Source organism: Arthrobacter sp. 2RAF6, assembly GCF_052115205.1.
Classification (GTDB): Bacteria; Actinomycetota; Actinomycetes; order Actinomycetales; family Micrococcaceae; genus Arthrobacter.
The window spans coordinates 15542-36716 of the sequence record NZ_JBFRGF010000006.1; the positions used below are offsets into that span (position 1 = coordinate 15542).

Here is a 21175-nt window from a genome sequence, read left to right on the forward strand (position 1 = left end):
CTCATCGAGCCTGACTCACAACATACTGCCACGCCGTTGAGCGAGAGGCGATGGCTGGGCCGGCCGGCTTCCTACTGCTGGTCCAACGAGCGTTTTACTGCCGCCTGGTCGCAAGCCTGGAGAACGCGAATGAACTCGTCCATTGCTTCCGGCCCCTGATCGGTGTCGGCCACACGAACAAGGTGCGAGGCCAGGATTGCGACCTTGACGTTCGTCATGCTGCTGCAACTCACGAGCAGTTTGAAGGCGGCGTCGGAGCTGAGGAGCAACCGCCCCATCAGGATGCCGCGCGCCTGATTGATGACGCCCCGCGTAGCATTGGCGCCCGCGACGGCGTCGCGCGCCGCTTGCTCGGTTTCCCGCCGCAGCGTGGACGTCAGGTCGATCGTGGTCCCGTCGAGCCTGACGGTCCCCGAGGGACCCAGTTGCGCGTTCCCCGCCGTCAGCACACGACGGACATGTCCCTGCGCGTCAATGATCCGGTGGTAGATACAGAAATGTCCGCCGTCGCGGAACACTTGAGCCAGGATCTCCATGGCCCGCGGCCTGTCCTCCGGGTGCTTGTGCGACATCAGCAGCTCGAGCGTGGGCACTACTTCCCCTCGCTGGTAGCCGTGGAGATTGAAGAGCCCGTCGGACCATTCCGCTTTCCCCGTGAGCGGGTCAAAGAGGAAGGTTCCGGCCAGAAAGCCGGGGGCGCCCAGTGCACTCGAGTACGTATGAGGGCTGTCCAACATGACGCAAAGACTCATTTCCTAAGGTTGCTTATTAATTCAGCTAAGCGTACAGAGTACAGCGCGCCCGACGACGGCCCGCACGGTCGGCGCTTCGGCCCACCCGCGCCCCGCCCCCACCCGCGCCCCGGGGCTTGTTTCCCAGCCGGGCGTTTGTAGCGCCGGTACGGGAAACAAGCCCCGGTGTGTGTTCAAATCGGGAGCTTAGTCCTTCACCACCACCTTGCCAGCCATTCCAAAGTAGTCGTGGAGTGCGCAGATGTAGTCGTAGACACCTGCCTTGTTGAAGGTCACCGTGAATGTCACGCCCGGCGGCAAAATGCCAGAATTGAGCTGCCCGCCCGTGTAATTCGTCGGATCGCCCAGCGGAGCGAACGGGTTGGCGGGCTCGGTACCGAAGGTCACCGTGTGCGGCTCGCCCATGCCGTTGTTCACGAAGCTCACCTTCTCACCAACGTGGATGACCACTTTAGGTTCGATGAAACGCATGACCGAGGCCACGCCGTCGTCGGCTCCGGCAATCACGGTGTGGTTGTCCGCCTGGTCGCGGGCGTCGCTCCATAGCTGGTAGCCGTCACGGATGATGGCCCGTTCAGCCCGCTCTACCCGGTTGTTGTATTGCTCCTGGCTGTACGGGTAATCCGTACCCTTGGACCGCACGTGGACGGTTCCCTTCATGGCCGCGCCATGCACCAGGCAGTAGTACGTGAAATCGCCGGTATCCGCGAACTTCAAGGTATAGGAACCGACTTCGGCGAACCCACTGTTCGAGACGTTCGACATCACGCCGGAGTTGTAATAAGAGTGCCCGTCGTAGGACGTGCCGCCCTGCGCGGATATATAGAGGGGGCTGAAAGGATCAAAAGGTTGAGTGGATTCGATGGTTTGCCCCGCGGCCAGGAACGTGACCGTATGGATTTCGGCCGAGTTGGCCTCCCAGGTGACCTTGTCACCTGCATTGATGAAAATGTTCTTCGGCAGGAAGGACATTCCCTGGATGGCCTGGTCCGACGATTCGGAGCCGACCTGGACAGTCCACGTCCTTGCGGATTTGCCACTATCCGCTGCCGCTGTGCCGCTGAGCGCCACCGGCAACACCAAGGCAAGGAGCAAAATCATCAGCGCTCGAAGGCGCGGCAATAGAAGGGGTTTCGGATGAGCAGTCATAAGACTCACTCCTTAGGAAAATCTTTGCTGACCGGCTGTTATTAGCCTGGAAATTTTGAGGCGCCGGAGACCATGGCGTCGTTTGACGGTGACTCGGTTTCTTTTGAATTCCCTATGAACTTCAGCTCGCAACTGCTGCCCGTCCCCCGCATGCGGTGCGGCGCCACGACGTTGGGGCCATGCAGGATCCTCCCTTGCTCGCAGGGACAACGTCCGGTTCCGCGGGCTAAGAGCCCCCCATTACGGAACCGAAAGGACACGGCGAAGCCGGCCCATGTGAAGGCGAGAGATTTATCTCTCATCGTGCTACCAGGACGTTATTTTGTCGAGACACCTGGACTGCACGCGGGCGATTTTTGTGGCCGAAATGAGGCCTTGCCTGATGCGTTTTTAACTCACCCGGGTGATACGTTCCGGACATGGACGGACGACGGCGACTGTGGCTTGCGGCGGGGCTGGCAATTCTGCTGGCCCTCGGGGTGGTTCTGGCCGCGGTCATCGCCGGATCCAGCAAGACCTCGTCCGGACCCTCGCCCTCAAGCGCCCCCGCGCGTGCCACCGTTACCCGTACTCCCTCCCCCACCAAGTCTCCCGCGCCAACCGCTGCCGCACCGGCCCCGCCGACAATCCCGGAGCTTCCGGCGGCACCCATGAACATCTTGGTGATCGGCAGCGACAGCCGTGAAAATGCAAAAGAAGCGAACAACCAGACCATCACAACAGGCCAGGCCTCGGACCAACGCTCCGATTGCCTCATGCTGATCCACGTTCCGGCAGATCGGCAAAAGGTCTATGGAATTTCGATCATGCGCGACAACTGGGTGGACATCCCCGGCTATGGCGCATCAAAGGTCAACGCGGCCCTTGGCCTGGGAGGCACCCCCCTGGTGGTCCGGACGGTGGAATCGCTTCTCGGCGCCCATGTGGACCACACGGTCATGCTTGACTTCCACGGCTTCAAGCTCCTCACGGATGCCTTAGGTGGCATCGACGTCAATGTCACGCTGCCGTTCACGTCCACTATTGAGACCCAGCATCAATTCGTGGCTGGCATCAACCACTTGGACGGACAGGCCGCGCTTGAGTTCGTCCGCGAGCGCCATGCCTTCGTCGACGGCGACTACCAGCGCGTCCGCGACCAGCAGACATTCCTCCGCGCTCTCTTAGTCAAGCTTTCCGCGGGCGTCCATAATCCTGCCAGCGTGTTGGGACTCGTCCAATTCGCAGCCAATGACCTCACCGTGGACGACGGCTATGACCCGATGTCCGTCGCCATCCTGGCCTACGGACTCCGCACGGTGGATCCCGGCGCTTCCGTCTTCTTCACCCTTCCGACCGCGGGAACGGGCACTTCCCCGGACGGGCAATCCATCGTGCTGCCCGACTACGCGGGAATCGGAGAAGTGGCCGCGGCACTTCGGGACGACACACTCCCGCAGTATGTGGCAGCTCACGGCTACTGAGCCGCCGCGGGCCACTCGTTTCCACTACTTGGGGTCTGCAAGCATTCGCCTCCCACCACTCGAAAACTACTTGATTGAATATTTAACCAATCTTTGAGAAAAGCTTGCAGGATCCTTGCGGCTTCCTAAAATTCCTGCCGGAAAGTAGGGGACATCGGACAGCAAAGTCCCGGTCTCACGGGCTTCAAGAAACGGAAATCATCATGGGTCTCAACCTGAAAACCACCACCGGTAAAGTCATTGCTTCCCTGGCCCTGGTCGGCACTGCTGCCGGCGTGGCAGGACTCGGAACCTACGGTGCCTTCACCTCCAGCACCTCCGCCAGCACCAGCGTCGCCTCCGGCATCGTGAACATCGCCCTGGGCGCCTCCGGCACCACGAACCGGCTCAGCGTCGCCGCCTCCGGACTGGTCCCCGGCGACACCGTCCAGCGCGTAGCCACCCTGAGCAACGCCACCGGAAACCAGGCCCTGTCAGCAATCACCCTGACCACCTCGGCCCTGCCGACCTCCCTCCTGGACACCAACACCACCATGGGCCTGCAAGTAGCCGTCGATGACTGCTCCGTGGCATGGACCGAAGCCGGCACCTCCCCCGCGTACACCTACACCTGCTCCGGCACCACCACTTCGGTGCTCGCTTCCCGCCCCGTGATCGGCGCCAACGTGGCCCTGGCCAACCTGACCTCGGTCACGGCCGGACACACCGACAACCTGCGGGTCACCCTGACCCTGCCCTCCACGGCCGACAACACCCTCCAGAACCAGAACAGCACCATCGCGTTCAACTTCACCGGCACCCAGCGCACCGCCACCAACCAGTAACACCGCCCCCACCACCCAGCCAGCCCTCCGCCGTCGAGCCCCCCTCAAAAACGGCGGCGGAGGGCCTCCCCCACGAACGGAGACCCAGCCATGACCGCATCACTGGTCCGCCACCGGCGGGTCTCCCGGACAGCCACCACGACGGCGACCCCCGGCTCCGAAAAGCCCGGCACCGACAAGCCCGGTGCCGGTAAAAACCCGGGAGCCCGGTCCAGGTTTGCCCGGGCCATCGTCAGCGTCATCACGACCACGGTCATGGTCGCTGCGGTCGCTGCGTTCCTGTTCCTCGCCGTCGGGCCCCGCGTCCTCGGCTACCAGACCAGCACCATGCTCACTGGCTCGATGTCGCCGCTGATCAACCCGGGAGACGTGGTTGTCACCGTTCCCGTCGCGGTCCAGAACCTGAAGGTCGGGGACATCATCACCTATCACATTCCGGTGGAGGACCAGCGGGTGGAGACCCACCGGATCATCGACCTGGCCGTGAACAGCCAAGGCACTGCCACCGTCCGCACCAAGGGCGACGCGAACAACGGCGCCGACCCCTGGACAGCAACGTTGGCTGGCGGTCAGGTTGACCGCCAGGTGTTCACCGTCCCGTACCTGGGCAACGCGATCCGCGCTCTTCGTGATCCTGTGGTCCTGAAGGTCCTGATGTATGGAGCTCCGGCCGCCCTGGTGGTCATGGTGCTCGTCTCCATCTGGCGGAAAAAGCCCGAAGGCGACGACGCCGTGGACGCCGGCACCGCTGGGGATGCCGGTCAAAGGCGGGCCCTCCCGGCCTTTGACCGTCGCCCGCTCAAGCGCCTGGCCAGGGAAATGAAGAGCAAGGAGGCCGCCGAGAAGTTCGCGGCCGCCTACGCCAAGTTGCTGCCGCAGCGGGTAGACAAGATCAGCCACGCCCTGAGCACCGGCAACAGCGACCTCGCGATGGATGCGGTGCTCAGCCTGAAAACCAGCTCCTCGATGGTCGGTGCGCTCCGGATGGAACAGCACTGCGTCCTCCTCGAACACGCCCTGGTCATGACCGACCACACTGCGGCGATTCAAGCCGGGGAACTCGTCCGCCAACACCAACCACAGCTTGAAGAGGCCCTGGGCGGTCACACCACCCGCCGCGCCGCATGAAAATGACTTCACAGAACCAAACCGGGTGCCCTGCCCTTACCGCATGAAAGCGGTAAGAATGGAACGGACCACCAGGCCTGACAGAAAGCCGCTGACCTTGCGTAGAAGCCGGAGCACCGCAGACGCCGGGCGGACGCCTGCGTCCGGGCGCGTCGCCGCGGTTCTGGCGGCGGCAGCGGTACTGATCTTCGCCCCCGGCATCGCGCAGGCCGCGTTCAATGGGTCAGATAGTGCTTCACTCCCCGTCTCCTCCGCCACCCTGGCGTCGACCGCCGCGGTCAGCGCGAGTTGCACCGGATCGAGCCTCACCATCAGCGTCACGAACTGGGCCCTGTCCGACCCCCGATTTGTAGGACAGTTCACCGTCACTTCGAGCCTCGGGATCGTCGTCTTTACCGGCAACAGCAACCAAAGCGGCGGCGGAACCTACACGGCGAAAATCGTTCCGCACCTTGGAACCTGGAACTGGTCCGTCCAAAACCAATACGCGGTTCCCGGGACCAGCAACGTCTGGACTGGCACGGCCAAGACTGGCCAGTTCACCTGCACCTAAGCGCGGGCCGCTACCCCCGCAGCGAACGGGGGCGCCGGTGTCGGTCAGGCTCTATATATTGAGAGCATGACCCAGACTTCCGGTTCCGCCCAGCCATCCCACGCCGAAGACCCAACGGCTCCCGTCGCCAAGAAGGTGCCGCACACCCGTGAGCACCATGGCGATGTCTTCGTGGACAACTACGAATGGCTGCGGGACAAGGAATCCTCCGAGGTCGTCGAGCACTTGAAGGCTGAAAATGCCTACCAGGAAGCCGTCACCGCACACCAGGAACCGCTGCGCGAGGCCATCTTCCAGGAAATCAAGGGGCGCACCCAGGAGACGGACCTTTCGGTCCCCAGCCGCAAGGACGGCTGGTGGTACTACACCCGATCCGTCGAGGGCAAGGAGTACGGCATCCACTGCCGCGTCCGGGCCGCGAACTCCGGTGATGCCGTAGCCGACTGGACCCCGCCGGCGGTGGAACCCGGCGTCGAACTCCAGGGCGAAGAAGTCCTGCTGGACGGCAATGCCGAGGCGGAAGGCAAGCCGTTCTTCTCCGTTGGCGGCAGCGCCGTGACAGTGGACGGCGATCTTTACGCATACGCTGTGGACAACTCGGGCGAAGAACGCTTCACGCTCCGCATCAAGGACCTGCAGACGGGCGAACTGCTACCCGACGCCATCGAGAACATCTTCTACGGTGTGGCCTTCTCCCCCGACGGAACCCGGATCTTCTACACCGTGGTGGACGATTCCTGGCGCCCGTACCAAGTCAAATCTCACGTCCTGGGCACCCCGGTCAGCGAGGACGAGGTCATCTACCAAGAGGACGACGTCGCCATGTGGCTCGGATTCGAGCTCTCCTCCGACCGGCGGTACCTCGTGCTGAGCATCGGCTGCTCGGAATTCAGCGAGACGCGCTTGCTGCCCTTTGACGACTACGACGCCGGCCTGTCCACCGTGATTTCCCGCGACGAACGCATCCTCTACGAGGCCGAGCCGTTCCTGCTTGATGGCCCTGATGGACAAAAAGCGGAGACCATCCTCCTTACCCATAACAAGAATGCCATCAACTCCATGGTGTCCATCGCGGACCCGGCCGAGTTCGCCAAGCCGCTGGCTGAGCAGCACTGGCGCACCGTCGTCGAGCATTCCGACGCCGTTCGCGTCAACGGTGCCGGCGTCACCTCGACGCATCTGGTGGTGGCCGTACGGCAGGACACGATCGAACGCGTGCAGGTGCTGCCCCTCGCCGGGCTGGGAACCGCGGCGCAGGGCGCCGCCGTTGAGCCTGCCTTCGATGAGGAGCTGTATACGGCAGGGGTGGCAGGTTCGGACTACGAAGCCCCGGTGATCCGCATCGGATACACGTCTTTCTTCACGCCGTCGAGGGTGTACGACTTCGTACTGCCCACCGCTGCGCTGCCGAACGGCGAACTGCTGCTGCGGAAGGAAAGCCCCGTGCTGGGCGGGTACACCGCATCCGACTACGTGGCCACCCGGGAATGGGCGACGGCGGAGGACGGCACGCGCGTGCCGCTTTCCGTGCTCCGGCATGCCTCCCTTTCGCAGGACTCAAGCGCTGCGGGCCTGGTCTACGGCTATGGCTCGTACGAGGTCAGTATGGATCCCGGCTTCGGGGTGGCCCGGCTGTCCCTCCTCGACCGCGGAATCGTCATGGTGATCGCCCACATCCGCGGCGGCGGCGAGCTCGGCCGGCGCTGGTACGACGACGGCAAGAAGCTCAACAAGAAAAACACGTTCACGGACTTCATCGCAGCAACAGACTGGCTCGCGTCCTCCGGTTGGGTGGCGCCGGGGCGGATCGCCGCCATGGGTGGCTCCGCAGGCGGCCTGCTCATGGGCGCCGTAGCCAACCTTGCCCCGGAAAAGTACGCGGCGATCGTGGCCGCCGTGCCATTCGTGGATGCGCTGAACACCATCCTGGACCCGGAACTGCCGCTCTCCGCGCTCGAATGGGAGGAATGGGGCAACCCCATCACCGATCCCGAGGTGTACGAGTACATGAAGTCGTACACTCCGTACGAGAACATCCGCGCCGTTTCGTACCCGCGGATCGCCGCAGTGACCTCGTTCAACGACACCCGCGTGTTCTACGTGGAGCCAGCGAAATGGGTCCAGGTGCTACGCTCCGAGACCACCGGCACGGCGCCCATCGTGATGAAGATCGAGATGGACGGCGGACACGGCGGAGCCTCGGGACGATACGTGCAGTGGCGCGAACGCGCTTGGGACTATGCCTTCGTCGCGGACTCGCTCGGCGCCGTCGAACTACTGCCTGGGGCAGGGCTCAAGTAACGTTCTCGATAGTAGGCTCTCCGTGGGGGCCAATCCGGACACTAGGAGCGTTGTGGAGAGTTCTGTGGCGAACGCATCGTCGCCAAACCGCGCCTTGGTGGCCGACCCTGACCCGGTCCGTCGCTCGGAGACGGTTGCAGCGCTCGCGGCGGCAGGGTTCATGGTTCGTTCAGCGCACGACGCCGGTTCGCTTGCGGCCGCGCTGGAAAGTGAACCGAGCGACGTGCTGGTGGTAGACAACGACCTCCGCGAGTTCCTTCCCCGGAATGGCGCCCCCGTCTTGCTCCTGTTGGATCCCGAGGACGAGCTCGACGTTGCCGTCCTGGAAGCGTGGACCATTGCGGATTTTGCCTACAGGGGCCAGCCTCCCGAGTTTCGGGCGCACAGGGCACTTGTACTGATAGCCCGAGCCGCTGAACGGACGCGCCGACGTTCGGAAGCCGAGTCGCTGAGGGAGAGCCTGAGGAAGGTGTCGGCGGCGATCCGGTCAACCATTGATCCAGGGCTGATTGCCCGGCATCTGGTGGACGGAATCGGCGAGGCCCTGGGCGCAGAACACGTCTGGTTCACCACGTTCCCGGACACCCGGGTGCCGCAGGTCACCGCCGAATGGAACGCTCCGGGACTGGTACCGGGTGTCCTGCCGGACGAACTCACCGACGACATCGCCACGTTCGAACTGGCGGAGCGATTGTGGGCGGAAGCCGACGTGCAACCGCTGCCGAGACGGGCTCCCGCGGGCGGTGCGGGCCCCGCGGGCGGCTCTGGGGGTGCGGGCCCCGCAGGGCGCGCCGGTGGTGCGGGTGCGCCGTCGGCGTCTGTTGTGGTGCCGGTAGGCGAGGGAGATCTCGTTCTGGGAGTCATCTGGATCGCCCGCCCGGACACCGCGCAGGAATGGACCCGCGCCGAAATAGGCCTGATTCAGCACGTCTCCGGAAACTTGGCGTATGGCCTGATGCAGAGCCACCTGATCGGTGCGCAACAGCAGGTCATGTACAAGCTCCAGGAACTCGACCAAGCCAAGACCGACTTCCTCACAACTGTGAACCACGAACTTCGAACCCCACTGACGTCCATCACGGCCTATCTGGACATGATCCGCACTGGCGCCGGAGGACCTCTTCCCGCGGGTGTCGAGCGGATGGTCGACGTCATTTCGCGAAATGCCGAGCGGCTCCGACGGCTAATCGAAGACATGCTCACCGTCTCTCACCAGGACACGTCCGGCGACCTCCAATTGAGCCGGGTGAATGTGGGCACCCTGCTTAGGCTTGTTGTCTCGACGTTGCAGCCGCTCGCCGACTCCCGTTCACTGTCCCTGACCGTGATGCATGCGCCAGGAACGACGACTGTCCAGGCTGACGAGGCCAAGCTCGAGCAAGTCTTCGCCAACATCATCAGCAACGCGATCAAGTTCACGCCCACCGGGGGCCACGTCGCCGTCAGCAGCGGGATCACCTCGGATCCCGGCACGGTTCCCAGTGTGGTGGTCCGCGTGGAGGACACCGGCGTCGGGATCCCCGAAACGGAAATCGACCAGGTATTCACGCGGTTCTTCCGCGCCTCAAACGCCTCCACCGCGGCGATCCCCGGGAGTGGGCTTGGCCTGGCGATAGCCCACGACATTGTGGAACGCCATTCCGGCCGGCTAGATGTAGAGTCCGCCCTGGGCATAGGAACCACGGTTTCAGTCCGGCTCCCCCTGGATACGGAGAGCTGAGGCGCCGCGGCCCAAAAAGAACACCGCCCCTGAGCGGTAGCCCGGAGGCGGTGTCTGGAATTGCTGTCGTCTACCCAACTAGTCGCCACCGCCACCCTCGCCTCGCAAGCTCGGCCAGGGAACCCAGGCGGTGTGGGCCCCGGCAGTAAATGTCGTTATGAGGCGTCTAAACGGCATCTAATGCGAGTCAGTTGGGCCACCAACCGATCTGCGCGTAGTTCACAACAGTGCCGGTGGTAACCGTCGTTACTGAAGTGCTCGTGGTGTCGTGCTTCGGGGCGGCATTGGCGGGGGTGACAAATCCGCCAATAGCGAGCAGTCCCGTCATGAGAAGTGTTGCGGCGAATTTTTTCATGCAGTGCTCCTTTGAGCCGTGAAAATCCGAAGTTGACTTTCCCAGCTTAAAGAGCCTTGTTAAAGGTTCCCTTAAGATCGCCTCAGTTTTCCCCAGTCTTTGCGGCCAGGCGGTAACCGACGCCACGGACTGTTTCGACCCAACGCGGCGACTGCGCCGAATCGCCGAGCTTCCGTCGCAGATTGGCGATGTGTACCTGGATCGCGCGCTCTTCGGATTCGCTCACATAGCCTCCGGTTTCGTACTCCCTGGCATGGAGCCAGCGGGCAAGGCCCGTGGTGCTTCGGACCACGCGCCCGGCCTCCATGAGGGCTTGAAGAAGGTCGAACTCGGTGCGGGTCAATTGGACCTCCTCCGCGCCCACCCGGGTTGTCCGCGTGGCCACGTCCAGGTAAAGGCCGTTGTGTTCCAGCCCCGACGGCTCGGCCGCCAGCTGCACGGGCGTGGGCGCGGTTGGCGAGTTCAGTGCCGGGGCCGGCGGCAGCTCCGCCGTCGTACTCCCTCCCGAACCGCTCAAAAGCTTGCTGCCGCGCGGCCGGCGAAGGAGCGTCTCAACCCGGGCCAGGAGCTCACGGGGGCGGAAGGGCTTGGTGACAAAGTCGTCAGCGCCGACGGCCAGCCCTTGCAGTGTGTCCACTTCACGCGCGCGGGCTGTGAGCATGATGATGTAGGCGTCACTGAACTCGCGGACGCGGCGGGTGACCTCGATCCCGTCAATGTCGGGCAGGCCGAGGTCCAGGGTGATCACATCCGGGTTGTGAAGGCGGACCGCGTCCACGCCATCGACGCCGTTCCCGGCCGCGTAAACCTCCAGGCCCGACGCCTCGAGGACGGCATGGACCACCTCACGGATGTCATCGTCATCCTCGATTACTACAGCCACGCCCGATGCGCCCACGTCAAGATCCCCATCTCTTATGCTCAGCCCACCTTAACACCAGCGGTACCTGCTATTCTCCCGCATGTCAGCGTAAGTCCCGCTCACCCCTTGCGCGCGGCGCCACTCACCTGATCTGGAGCTCGCGCCTCACGAACGCTATAAGTTGGCTCCGCGATGTTTCCACCGGCAGGGATGAACCCCGCGCATAGCATTGGACGGCGAGGCCATCCACCATAGCGGCCGTTTCGATGGCGAAGCTTTGGGGATCGTCGCAGACGAAGGACCCCTCGCTGACGCCACGCTCGGTAATCTCGCGCAGGGCGCTGCGCCAGCCGTCGTAGTGTTCGCTCATCCAGCGTCCGTAAGCTTCGTCCCTGGCCGCGGCGGACCAGAAGTCGAACCAGATCAGCCAGTGCCGGCGGGAGTTCGCGTCAGTGCCGAACATTCCCTCCAGGAAATACAGCAGTTGCCTCGTGGGGTCGCCCGATCCTCTGGCGCTCTCCTGGAGCGGAACGTAGAAGTCCGCGGTTTCTGCCTTGACTACCTCCATCAGGACTTCGTCGAGACTCTTGAAATGGTAGGTGATGGTCCCGGGTGAGACTCCGCAGGCTTTTGAAATGTCGCGGATTAGGACATTGAACAACCCTTTGTCCGCGATCAGGTCCCGTGCGGCGTCAACCACCAGCTGACGCCGCACTTCAGTAGGATGCCGCTGCCGTTCGCCGACAGTCTTGGCGCGGGGCCGCTCTTCGTGATCCTTGGCTGTAGTTGTCATGTGGCTCGTCCTCGTTTCCCCTGGTCAGGCCGATGGTGCTTCGATCCGTGAATCCATGGTGCCCAATCCTATCTATTTTCTTCCGCGAACGATCTAATTCATGTACTGTACGAATAAATCGTCTGGGAGAGCAATAGTTCCCTGAATAGTTTAACCGCCCTGAAACAAAGGGGCATTTCAGCGGGAAGGCCCCCATTGTGACCGGATGGTACCGAAGACCGGATGTGCTGATGGTGCTGTCTTCTGCGCCCACATACGTGGCTACCCGCGAGGCCCTCAAGGTGATGGAGCCTCAGGACCTGACGCCGCTGCGCTACCTGGGTGCCGCCGTCGTGCTTGGCTTGGTCTTGCTGTTCCGGCGGCAGCGGCTTACGCTGCAGGGTCGTGACATTCCGCGGATGCTGGTCGCGGGATTGCTGGGTTATGCCGGCTTCGGCCTCCTCCTGAACCTGGGGCAGATGACCGTTCCGGCCGGAACCGCAAGTCTCCTGCTGAACATCTCGCCCGTTTTCGCGTTCGTCCTCGGTCATGTGATGTTGCGGGAGCGAACGTCCGGCCTGGGCTACTGGGGGATGCTGCTTGCCGTAGCAGGCGTCGTAGTCATTACGCTGGGCGATTCCGCGGCTGTCGGCTTCAACGGCGATGCTTTGTACATCGTGGCAGCCTCACTTCTCCTGTCGGCATTCCTCATCGTCCAACAGCCCCTGCTGGCACGCGTCCCTGCGCTCGAAGTGGTCTTCTGGGGAACCCTCATCGGAGGAGTGGCCACCCTGCCGACTGCCCGGTTCGCCGTGACGCCGGCCGGGTTCACATGGAGCGCTTGGCTGGCGTTGGCCGTGCTCGTGGTGATCTGCACGGTGGTGGGCTACGGTTTCTGGAACGTCTCGCTGTCGCGGACCAGCGTGGCGGAGGGCGGTTCACTCCTGTACGTCGTGCCAGTGCTGTCCCTGCTGCTCGGCTGGATTTTGCTGGGCGAAGTCCCCGGTGTCGCCTCACTCCTCGGAGGCACGGCCGCGTTGGCCGGCGTCATTTTGCTCTCCCGGGCAACCGCCTCCATCGCACCCGAGAAAGAACTGGAGCCCGCATCATGACTGGTGCCCGGTGCGGCGCAGGACCATTTCTTCCAGGAGCGAAACGAGCGAGTAGAGAATGATGGACGCCAGAGTGATGACCACAACGGCGGCCCACACCTCATTGTTCTTGGCCCGGGAGACGGCGGAGATGATGGCGTAGCCGATCCCCTTGCCGGTCGCGAGCCATTCGGCCAGGAGCGCGCCCGTGATGGCTCCCGGAATCGAGACGCGCAAGGCCGTGAAGAATGCTGGCAACGAAGACGGAAGAGCCACTTTCAGCAGGGAGGTCCAGCGCGAGCCCCCGTATACCTCAATCACTTCGAGCATGGCTGGCGAAGCTGATCGCAGCCCGAACACCACGGTCACGAGCGCCGGAAACAGCACCACGATGCCGCCGATTGCCGCCACCGCGGGTTCCTGCCGCCCGAAAATCAGGATGATGATGGGTGCGAGGGCCACGAGCGGAACGGAACGCAGCAGCATGGCGATGGGCATGAGTGCATGCTCTACGCCGCGAAAGACTACGAACAGGGCCGCGATAGCCACGGCGCCCACGATGCCCGAAGCGAAGCCCATGGAGGCGTCAATGAGCGTCTGACCGAGATTCAGGAAGATGGAGGTCCTGTTAGCCTCCGCGGCCGGAACGGTGAACAGGAAATTGAACACATCGCCTGGACCCTTGCCGACGAACGGCGAGATATGGAAAAGCTGCAGGAGCCCCATCCACAGCAGCAGGACGACTCCCAGCGACACCGCCAGGCCAATCAGTCCCCGTCCCAGGCCTCTAAGCAGTGAGCCAGTCATTGAGAGCCGCCCTTCCGTCCGGCGGTGCTTGAGGCTGCCCAGGGGACCAGGATCCTCGTCAGTACACCGCAAACCGCGTAGCCGAGACCGGCGAGCAACCCTGCCATCAACGCAACTCCCCAGGCGCTGGCAATTTGCAGGTTCTGCTGCGCATTGACCATCGCGGGGCCGATGCCCTGGTCCACGCCACCTACATATTCGCCGAGCACAGCGCCCAGCACGGCGGCTGGAACGGCGATCTTGAGGGCGGTCAGGATCCCCGGGAGTGCAGACATGAGCTGGACCTTGAACAGTTGTTTGATCCGTCCACCACCGTAGACGGCGATGAGGTCAAGGCTGGACTCGTCCGCGCTCTTTAGCGCCGCCACTGCTCCCACCACGGTGGTGAAGAAGACCGAGATGCCCGCCAGCAGCACCGCGGTCCCCGATGATTCGCCGTGCCCGGGCGAGCCGATAACGATGAAGGCTAGCGGGCCGATGGCGACGATCGGCAGGCAGTAGCTGATCACCGCCAGCTGTGTGACCAGCCGTTCCAGCGCCGGGACCACCAAGACCGTGGCGGCGAGCAATAACGCGGCGAGATTTCCCCAGAAGTATCCGATGGCGGCTTCCGTTACGGTGACGCTCACATTGGGCCAATAGAAGCTGACGCCATCGGTGACGAGCTGGCGGACGACGTCGAACGGCGTCGGAATGGCTCCACCCCCGCCGCCGGCGGAGGCCCCGACGCCCGCCAGTACCGTTACTGCGGCGATCCACCACAAGGCGATCGCGCCAAAGACTCCGGCAAGGCCAATGCCCCACGGCGGGAGGCCGCCAAGGCGGCCTCGGAGACCCGCGCCCATTGTGATCTCGGTCATGTCAGTGCCTCGTTTCCGCGGCTAGCCCGACATCGCCGAAGAGCAATTCGGAAGCGCGGTCGCAATAGGCGTGGAACTCCGGCGTGCGCATCATTTGGGGCGTGCGGGGGCGCGGCAGGTCCACCGTGATGATCTCCTTGATCCGGCCGGGTCGGGCGCTCATCACGGCAACCACGTCCGAAAGGAAGATCGCCTCGGAAATTCCATGGGTCACCATGAGCGTCGTGGCCGGTTTCTCGGTCCAGATCCGCAACAGCTCCAGGTTGAGCCGCTGCCTTGTCATGTCATCGAGTGCACCGAACGGTTCGTCAAGGAGCAGCACCGAGGGCTTGAGGACCAGCGAACGGGCGATCGACACGCGTTGCCGCATGCCTCCGGAGAGTTCTGCCGGTTTCGCCTTTTCAAAGCCCTTCAGCCCGATCAGATCGATCAGCTCGTCCACCAACTCCTGGTCCACGGGCCGTCCTGCCACTTCAAAAGGCAGACGGATGTTGGCTTCCACGCTGCGCCACGGCAAAAGGGCGGAGTCCTGGAAAGCGATGCCGAGTTCGTGGCCGGCCCGAAGCTCGGCCGGGGTGTGCCCGTCGACCACCACCTCACCGCTGCTTGGATCCTCCAGCCCGGCCAGAATCCTCAGGATGGTGGATTTTCCGCAACCGGATGGCCCCAGGAGGGAGAGGAAGGATCCACGGGAAGTCTGCAGATTGGCGTCTTCCAAGGCCACGACTTTTCGCCGGCCCACGGCGAATGTCTTGTTGAGGTCCCTGAGCGAGATGCCGGTGCCGGAGAGGAACCCTGCTCCCGATGTCGAAGTAGTTTGAGCGCTGGTTTCCATGTGGCTGCCGTCCTTGCCCCGGGTCCTACTTGAGGCCCGGGTTTTCCTTGTAGACCTCGCCAAGGAGGCTCATGTCGAAGATCTTGTCCGCCGTGGTGTCGTAGCCGGCCAGCTTGAGGATCTCGATGTTCTTGGCCATCAGCGCATCTGAAACCGTGAAAAGACCATTCGCCTTGGTTTCATCGCTCACGATCAGCTTGGTGTTCTGGGCTTCAGCCTGGCCTTTTTCCTTGGCTGCGCTCAGGCCAAGCTCCTTACCGTAGACCTCCACGGCGAGACGCGCCGACTCCGTGGAATCGGCTACGGCGTCCTTCCAACCCTTGATGGAAGCGGCCAGGAAGGCCTTTAGCTCTGCGCGCTTGTTCTTGATGGCGTCTTCTATGGCCACGAAGCTCTCGGCAATGAACGGCAGGCCGTTGTCGGCGAACGGCAACACGGCCGTCTTGTGTCCGCCGAGCTCCAGCGTGAGGACTTCGTTGGTCAGGTAAGCGAAAAAGCCGTCGACATCCCCGTTGGTCAGGGGCTGGGGATCGTATTGGACCGGCACCTTGGTGACCTTGCCGGCGTCGATCTTGTTGACCTTCAGGAGGGCATCAAACAGTGTTTCGTTCACGCCGGCCTGCACCCCGATCTTCTTGCCGATCAGGTCCTCGGGCTTGGTGATCGGCTTCGCGGCGAGCGAGACGATGGTGAAAGGGTTCTTTTGGTAGGTAGAGCCGATGATCTTCAGCGGAGCGCCCTCATTGAGGATGACCGGCGCAACGCCCACCGGCGACGATGTACCAACCAATGCCTTGCCTGAGAGCACCATGGTCTCCGCAGACGCACCGCCGGGGCCACCGGCAATCAGGTTGACCTTCTCGAAGCCGGCTGCCTTGTAGTAGCCCTTGGAGTCGGCAAAGTACTCGCCGGCGAACTCAGAGTTCTTCAACCAGGAGAGCTGGACTTCGAGAGTTCCGAACGAGGCAGCGGACGGAGCGCCCGACGAGGTGGCTGCTGAGCCGGTACCGCAGCCGGCCAAAGCCAGCAAGCCGAGCGAGGAAATGCCCGCAATTACCGCTCTGCGCGAGGGGCGGGCAGTGGCCTGTTCCTGAATGCTGCTGCTCATAGTGATCTCCATATCGGGATGCCTCCGGTTCAATCGGGACACAATCGTCCCGCGACCTTCACGCTATGGAACAAATGTTTCAGCGAATGGATGTGGCTTGTTTCTGGCGGGTAACAAGTTCCATCGGCGCCGGGGCCGAGAGGGCTACTTCCGGGCGCGCCACTCGGAGTCGAGCATGGCGTAGATGACTTCAGTGGACCATTGGCCCTTGTAGTGCCAGTTGTCCACGAGCTCCGCTTCGCGGCGCATCCCAAGCCGCTCGCACAATCCCGACGACGAGGTATTCAGGGAATCCAGCTTGGCATCGATCCGGTGGAACATGAGAGTTTCGAAACCCAAGCGGAGCACGGCCTCCGCTGCCTCGGCGGCGTAACCTTGGCCTCGGCTTTCCGGCGCCAGGATCCAGCCGATTTCGGCCTGCCCCGTGCCCGGCAGCCACTTGAGGACCACTTCGCCGAGCAAACCCGGCGAGTCCGCGCGCTCTATGGCGAGGCACACCCAGTCGCCCTCTTGCTCGAAGGTGAAGTTGGCGTATCGGCCCAGCGCTTCCATGGACTGCGTGAGGGTCAATTCCTGCCGGAGCAGGAATCGTGCAGTCTCGGGCAATGACTGGTAGGCGTGGAATCGCTCCAGGTCGGTGGCCTCGAATCGCCGAAGCACAAGCCTCGGAGTCCGGATGGGCAGTTCGATAAGCGGCATGCCTCGAGGCTACTACGGGGGTCCGGAACCGTCCCGCCGGGCGGTCACCTCTTGACAGTTCAAGCAAACTGGGATTACCTAATGAACATTCGGTAAATAAAGCTGGAGGCAATGACGCATGGTTGAGACCACCCTTTCTGGCGCAGCGCAGCACCAGATCCTCAAGAACGACTACGCCTCCGAGTGGATGGGCCTGGAGGTGCTCAAGATCGACGACGGCCACGCCACCGTTCGGATGACCCTCCGCCAGGAAATGCTCAACGGCTTCGGGATGGCCCACGGCGGAATGATCTTCGCCTTCGCGGATTCAGCGTTTGCCCTCGCGTGCAACCCGGCCGTCCTATCGCCGTCGGACGCCGACAACATCACCGTCGCCGCCGGCGTCGACATCAACTTCCTCAAGCCGGCCTACCAAGGCCAAGTGATCACCGCCGTCGCGAACCGTCGCGCACACAACGGCCGCAGCGGCCTGTACGACATCCAGATCTTCGCGATCGACGCAACGGAACTGGCCGCCTCCGCGTCGCCCATAGATCCGGGCAGCTACGGCGAGCTCATCGCCGAGTTCCGTGGCCGCAGCCGCACCATCTCCAAGAAGTAGGAACACCATGACACAGAACACCGTCGCCGCTCCCGACGCACCCGTGCTGGACCGCGAAGAAACCATCTCCCGCGACGAGCTCGAGGCCCTGCAGCTCAGCCGCCTCCAGCACACCGTGGCCTACGCCTACGATCGGGTGCCGCTGTACAAGCGCAAGTTCGACGACGCCGGCGTCCATCCTTCCGATCTCCGCGAGCTGTCCGATCTCGGCAAGTTCCCGTACACCACCAAGGAAGACCTCCGCCAGGAATACCCCTTCGGGATGTTCGCCGTGCCGCAGGACGAAGTAGCCCGCATCCACGCGAGTTCCGGCACCACAGGCCGGCCGACCGTCGTCGGGTACACCAAGAACGACCTCGCCAACTGGGCCACGCTGGTGGCCCGCTCGCTCCGCGCATCCGGTGTCCGGCCGGGCATGAAGGTCCACAACGCCTACGGCTACGGCCTGTTCACCGGCGGCTTGGGTGCGCACGCGGGTGCCGAAGCTTTGGGGTGCACGGTCATCCCGATGTCCGGCGGTCAGACCGAACGCCAGATCCAGCTGATCCAGGACTTCAAGCCGGACGCCATCCTGGCAACCCCCACCTACCTGCTCACCATCGCCGACGCGATGGCGCACATGGGTGTGGATCCGGCGTCGACCTCGCTCAAGTACGCGGTGCTCGGCGCTGAACCGTGGACCGAGGAAATGCGGCACGAGCTCGAGACCACCATGAACATCAAGGCCTGCGACATCTACGGGCTCTCGGAGGTCATGGGCCCGGGGGTCGCGGGCGAGGCCGTGGAGACCCAGGACGGGTGCCACATCTGGGAAGACCACTTCCGCCCTGAGATCATCGATCCGTTCGACCCCTCCCGCGGGGTAAGCGCTGTGCTGGCCGACGGCGAGCCGGGCGAACTCGTCTTCACCTCGCTCACCAAGGAAGCGCTGCCGATCATCCGGTACCGCACCAAGGACCTCACCCGCCTGCTGCCCGGCACCGCCCGCCCCGCGCACCGCCGCATGGGCCGCATCACCGGACGCAGCGACGACATGATCATCCTGCGCGGCGTGAACCTCTTCCCCTCGCAGATCGAGGAAATCGCCCTGCGCATCCCCGAGCTCAGCCCGCACTTCCAGCTCGAACTCACCCGCCCCGAGGGCAAGCGCATGGACTCGCTGACGGTCAAGATTGAGCGCCGCGAGAACGTTTCCATCGAGGCAGGCACGACGGCGGCACACGCCTTGCGCGAGCAGATCAAGATCCACGTGGGTTCTTCGTGCGTGGTCGACGTCGTGGAGCCGGGTTCGCTCGAGCGCTCCAACGGCAAGCTGCGCCGCGTCTACGACATGCGACCCAAGAGGTAACGTGGCCGTGCCCGTGCACGAATCAACCGACCGTTCATGAGAAAATGGCCAGCATGCCTAGTGAAACAGTAACCAAGCGGGGACGCCCCGGATACGACCAGCAATCAGTGCTGCTCATCGCCGTCGACGTCTTCAACCGCCACGGTTACGACGCCACGTCCATGGGCATTCTGGCCGAAAACCTCGGGATCTCAAAGTCGGCCATTTACCACCACGTGCCGTCAAAGGGCGACCTCCTGAAGCTCGCCCTGGAGCACGCACTCGGTGGGCTCGAGGCCATCCTGGAACAGCCCGAGGCTGTTACTGGGGCGGCGGATGCGCGTTTGGAATTTGTCCTCCGGCAGACCATCGCCGTGCTGGTGGACCGGCTGCCGTTCGTCACGCTGCTCCTGCGGCTCCGCGGCAACACCGACATAGAGCGCGATGCCCTGGAACGGCGTCGTGCCTTTGACCACAAGGTGGCCGCGCTAATCTCGGCCGCCCGCGAAGAAGGCACCCTGCGCCAGGACATCGACCCCCGCACGGTGACCCGGCTCCTGTTCGGCACCATCAACTCGATCGTGGAGTGGTACAAGCCGGGGGGCTCACTCTCCCCCCAGCGCCTGGCCGACGACGTCATCACCATGGCGTTCGACGGCCTCCACGCCTCGGCGTAGCCGCCATTCCTCCCCCTCCTCTCCCCCTCCTCTCCCGACGCCCGCTGACATATACGGCGCTTTCCCCCGACGCTCGCTCACATATACGGCGCTCTCCCCCGACGCCCGCTCACATATATGGCCAATTGACAGAACGCTCTCTCACAAATGTGAGAGAGCGTTCTGCGTGCTGTTCGGTTCGTGAGTGATTTCCAGCCGATCAGAGCTGGTATTCGGCCTGGATACCCAAGCTTTCATGGACGCAGAGGATGTTGTTTTCCGTATCCATGAACCATGCGCAACGGTCGGCGTCGGTGGTGCAAATGTGGTGTTGTGTCTTGACATCCGGGAGGTCGTAATCCCGGAATTCGACGCCGCTCGCCTCCATTTCGTCGACTGTCCGCTCGATGTCGCTGACTTCAAAGGAAAGGGCGGTGTGCGATGAGTGCATGCCGTCCTTGATGGGCATCAACTGCAGCATGGGACCGCCGTCGATGCCGAACAGATCATTTCCATCCCAGGTCATGCCGCGATGAGGGAGGCCGAGTTTTTCTGCGTAAAAGCTGCGGGCTCGGGCTACGTCGTCAACGGGCAAGACGGTTGTGGCTGTCCTGAGTGCTAGGTTCATTTCGCCACCTCCTACGCAAAAAATCTTACGCCGGGCGGGATCGGAAAGACCTTGTGAGCGAGCGTTAGCCTAGACCGTTGTCAGGGCGACGACCTCGGCCTAATATGTGCACAGCCCCCTCGCAGGGGAACAACTCCGGGACCTTCCCTCAACGGGTGATGGGAGCACCTTAGGAGGCCCGAGTCCTGGACATCACGGGACGGGAAGATAATGACCAAATATCTATTCGAAGCAAACTACGTAGGCGACGGAATCAACGGGCTGTTGCGCGAGGGCGGCACCAAGCGCCGTGATGCTGTGGTCGATGCACTCAAATCCGTCGATGGATCCCTCGAATGTTTCTACTACGCTTTCGGCGAGACCGACGTCGTCGGCGTCTTCGAAATCCCGGACGCAGCTAGCGCTGCCGCCCTCTCACTCATGATCAATGCGACAGGCGCTGTGCGCCTGCACTTGAAGCCGCTCATGACCGTGGAGGATCTCGACGAAGCTGCCAAGAAGACGCCGGCATACCGCGCACCCGGACAATAGAACCAACCAGCGGGCCAGAGGGATTCACGCCAGCCCAGACACGGAACGCTCCCCATCGATGGGGAGCGTTCCACGCATGCAGTGAGCGAGCGTCCACAGGAAACCCGATATAAGTGAGCGAGCGTCCGGCCAGACACGCACATAAGTGAGCGA

22 protein-coding genes are annotated in these 21175 nt (G+C 63.2%); 11 read left to right on the forward strand and 11 right to left on the reverse strand.

The features are described from left to right. Positions 1–71: 71 nt before the first annotated feature. Complete coding sequence (locus AB4Z38_RS06425) at positions 72–737, reverse strand: PAS and ANTAR domain-containing protein (protein WP_441428944.1); 666 nt, start codon at positions 735–737, stop codon at positions 72–74. A 201-nt stretch (positions 738–938) separates the two neighbouring features. Further along, the gene (locus AB4Z38_RS06430; protein ID WP_441428945.1) at positions 939–1901 is read right to left on the reverse strand and encodes a plastocyanin/azurin family copper-binding protein; all 963 of its coding nucleotides are present in this window, start codon (positions 1899–1901) and stop codon (positions 939–941) included. A gap of 419 nt (positions 1902–2320) precedes the next feature. On the opposite strand from AB4Z38_RS06430, the gene AB4Z38_RS06435 reads away from it, so the two are divergent. The 6 genes from AB4Z38_RS06435 (at position 2321) to AB4Z38_RS06460 (ending at position 9890) form a co-directional block, all read left to right on the forward strand. Next, positions 2321–3364 carry an LCP family protein gene (locus AB4Z38_RS06435; RefSeq protein ID WP_441428946.1) on the forward strand — a complete coding sequence of 348 codons (1044 nt, stop codon included), beginning with the start codon at positions 2321–2323 and terminating at the stop codon, positions 3362–3364. Between the two features lie 203 nt (positions 3365–3567). Beyond that, entirely contained in the window at positions 3568–4188 is a 621-nt protein-coding gene (locus AB4Z38_RS06440) for a TasA family protein (protein ID WP_441428947.1), read from the forward strand. 90 nt (positions 4189–4278) lie between these two features. Continuing rightward, positions 4279–5316 carry a signal peptidase I gene (locus tag AB4Z38_RS06445; protein WP_441428948.1) on the forward strand — a complete coding sequence of 346 codons (1038 nt, stop codon included), beginning with the start codon at positions 4279–4281 and terminating at the stop codon, positions 5314–5316. Positions 5317–5374: 58 nt separating this feature from the next. Beyond that, positions 5375–5869: a hypothetical protein gene (locus AB4Z38_RS06450; RefSeq protein WP_441428949.1), complete on the forward strand. Its 495-nt coding sequence runs from the start codon at positions 5375–5377 to the stop codon at positions 5867–5869. A gap of 66 nt (positions 5870–5935) precedes the next feature. Beyond that, positions 5936–8170, forward strand: coding sequence for a S9 family peptidase (locus AB4Z38_RS06455; protein WP_441428950.1), 2235 nt, complete (start codon positions 5936–5938; stop codon positions 8168–8170). 64 nt (positions 8171–8234) lie between these two features. Beyond that, positions 8235–9890 (forward strand): ATP-binding protein, encoded by a 1656-nt coding sequence (locus AB4Z38_RS06460; protein WP_441428951.1) that lies wholly within the window; start codon positions 8235–8237, stop codon positions 9888–9890. Between the two features lie 187 nt (positions 9891–10077). On the opposite strand, the gene AB4Z38_RS06465 is transcribed toward AB4Z38_RS06460, so the two are convergent. From AB4Z38_RS06465 to AB4Z38_RS06475, 3 genes are all read right to left on the reverse strand, one after another. Then, the gene (locus AB4Z38_RS06465; RefSeq protein WP_441428952.1) at positions 10078–10245 is read right to left on the reverse strand and encodes a hypothetical protein; all 168 of its coding nucleotides are present in this window, start codon (positions 10243–10245) and stop codon (positions 10078–10080) included. 82 nt (positions 10246–10327) lie between these two features. Continuing rightward, positions 10328–11143, reverse strand: a complete 816-nt coding sequence (locus AB4Z38_RS06470; RefSeq protein ID WP_441428953.1) for a response regulator transcription factor — start codon at positions 11141–11143, stop codon at positions 10328–10330. 106 nt (positions 11144–11249) lie between these two features. After that, positions 11250–11900, reverse strand: coding sequence for a TetR/AcrR family transcriptional regulator (locus AB4Z38_RS06475; RefSeq protein WP_441428954.1), 651 nt, complete (start codon positions 11898–11900; stop codon positions 11250–11252). A gap of 197 nt (positions 11901–12097) precedes the next feature. Between AB4Z38_RS06475 and AB4Z38_RS06480 the strand changes: the two genes are divergently transcribed. Beyond that, positions 12098–12991 (forward strand): DMT family transporter, encoded by an 894-nt coding sequence (locus AB4Z38_RS06480; protein ID WP_441428955.1) that lies wholly within the window; start codon positions 12098–12100, stop codon positions 12989–12991. Here AB4Z38_RS06480 and AB4Z38_RS06485 read toward each other — a convergent pair. The 5 genes from AB4Z38_RS06485 to AB4Z38_RS06505 form a co-directional block, all read right to left on the reverse strand. Beyond that, on the reverse strand, positions 12986–13777 hold the full coding sequence (locus AB4Z38_RS06485) for an ABC transporter permease (protein WP_441428956.1): 792 nt from the start codon (positions 13775–13777) through the stop codon (positions 12986–12988). The two genes, AB4Z38_RS06480 and AB4Z38_RS06485, sit on opposite strands and share 6 nt — an antisense overlap. Further along, the gene (locus AB4Z38_RS06490) at positions 13774–14637 is read right to left on the reverse strand and encodes an ABC transporter permease (RefSeq protein ID WP_441428957.1); all 864 of its coding nucleotides are present in this window, start codon (positions 14635–14637) and stop codon (positions 13774–13776) included. Before AB4Z38_RS06490 ends, AB4Z38_RS06485 begins: the two co-directional genes overlap by 4 nt. Before the next feature lies 1 nt (position 14638). Next, positions 14639–15472 carry an ABC transporter ATP-binding protein gene (locus AB4Z38_RS06495; protein WP_441428958.1) on the reverse strand — a complete coding sequence of 278 codons (834 nt, stop codon included), beginning with the start codon at positions 15470–15472 and terminating at the stop codon, positions 14639–14641. A gap of 25 nt (positions 15473–15497) precedes the next feature. After that, positions 15498–16580 (reverse strand): ABC transporter substrate-binding protein, encoded by a 1083-nt coding sequence (locus tag AB4Z38_RS06500; protein WP_441428959.1) that lies wholly within the window; start codon positions 16578–16580, stop codon positions 15498–15500. Between the two features lie 144 nt (positions 16581–16724). Beyond that, positions 16725–17279, reverse strand: a complete 555-nt coding sequence (locus AB4Z38_RS06505) for a GNAT family N-acetyltransferase (protein ID WP_441428960.1) — start codon at positions 17277–17279, stop codon at positions 16725–16727. A 118-nt stretch (positions 17280–17397) separates the two neighbouring features. Between AB4Z38_RS06505 and AB4Z38_RS06510 the strand changes: the two genes are divergently transcribed. Genes AB4Z38_RS06510 through AB4Z38_RS06520 form a run of 3 tightly spaced genes read left to right on the forward strand, consistent with a single transcriptional unit; the run spans position 17398 to position 19884 of the window. Further along, on the forward strand, positions 17398–17880 hold the full coding sequence (locus AB4Z38_RS06510) for a hotdog fold thioesterase (protein WP_441428961.1): 483 nt from the start codon (positions 17398–17400) through the stop codon (positions 17878–17880). Between the two features lie 7 nt (positions 17881–17887). Then, positions 17888–19228, forward strand: coding sequence for a phenylacetate--CoA ligase PaaK (gene paaK, locus AB4Z38_RS06515; RefSeq protein ID WP_441428962.1), 1341 nt, complete (start codon positions 17888–17890; stop codon positions 19226–19228). Between the two features lie 53 nt (positions 19229–19281). Then, positions 19282–19884 (forward strand): TetR/AcrR family transcriptional regulator, encoded by a 603-nt coding sequence (locus AB4Z38_RS06520; RefSeq protein ID WP_078107744.1) that lies wholly within the window; start codon positions 19282–19284, stop codon positions 19882–19884. Between the two features lie 199 nt (positions 19885–20083). On the opposite strand, the gene AB4Z38_RS06525 is transcribed toward AB4Z38_RS06520, so the two are convergent. Beyond that, complete coding sequence (locus AB4Z38_RS06525; RefSeq protein WP_441428963.1) at positions 20084–20491, reverse strand: VOC family protein; 408 nt, start codon at positions 20489–20491, stop codon at positions 20084–20086. A gap of 210 nt (positions 20492–20701) precedes the next feature. Between AB4Z38_RS06525 and AB4Z38_RS06530 the strand changes: the two genes are divergently transcribed. Then, on the forward strand, positions 20702–21022 hold the full coding sequence (locus AB4Z38_RS06530) for a GYD domain-containing protein (RefSeq protein WP_078107704.1): 321 nt from the start codon (positions 20702–20704) through the stop codon (positions 21020–21022). The last annotated feature ends 153 nt before the right edge of the window (positions 21023–21175 follow it).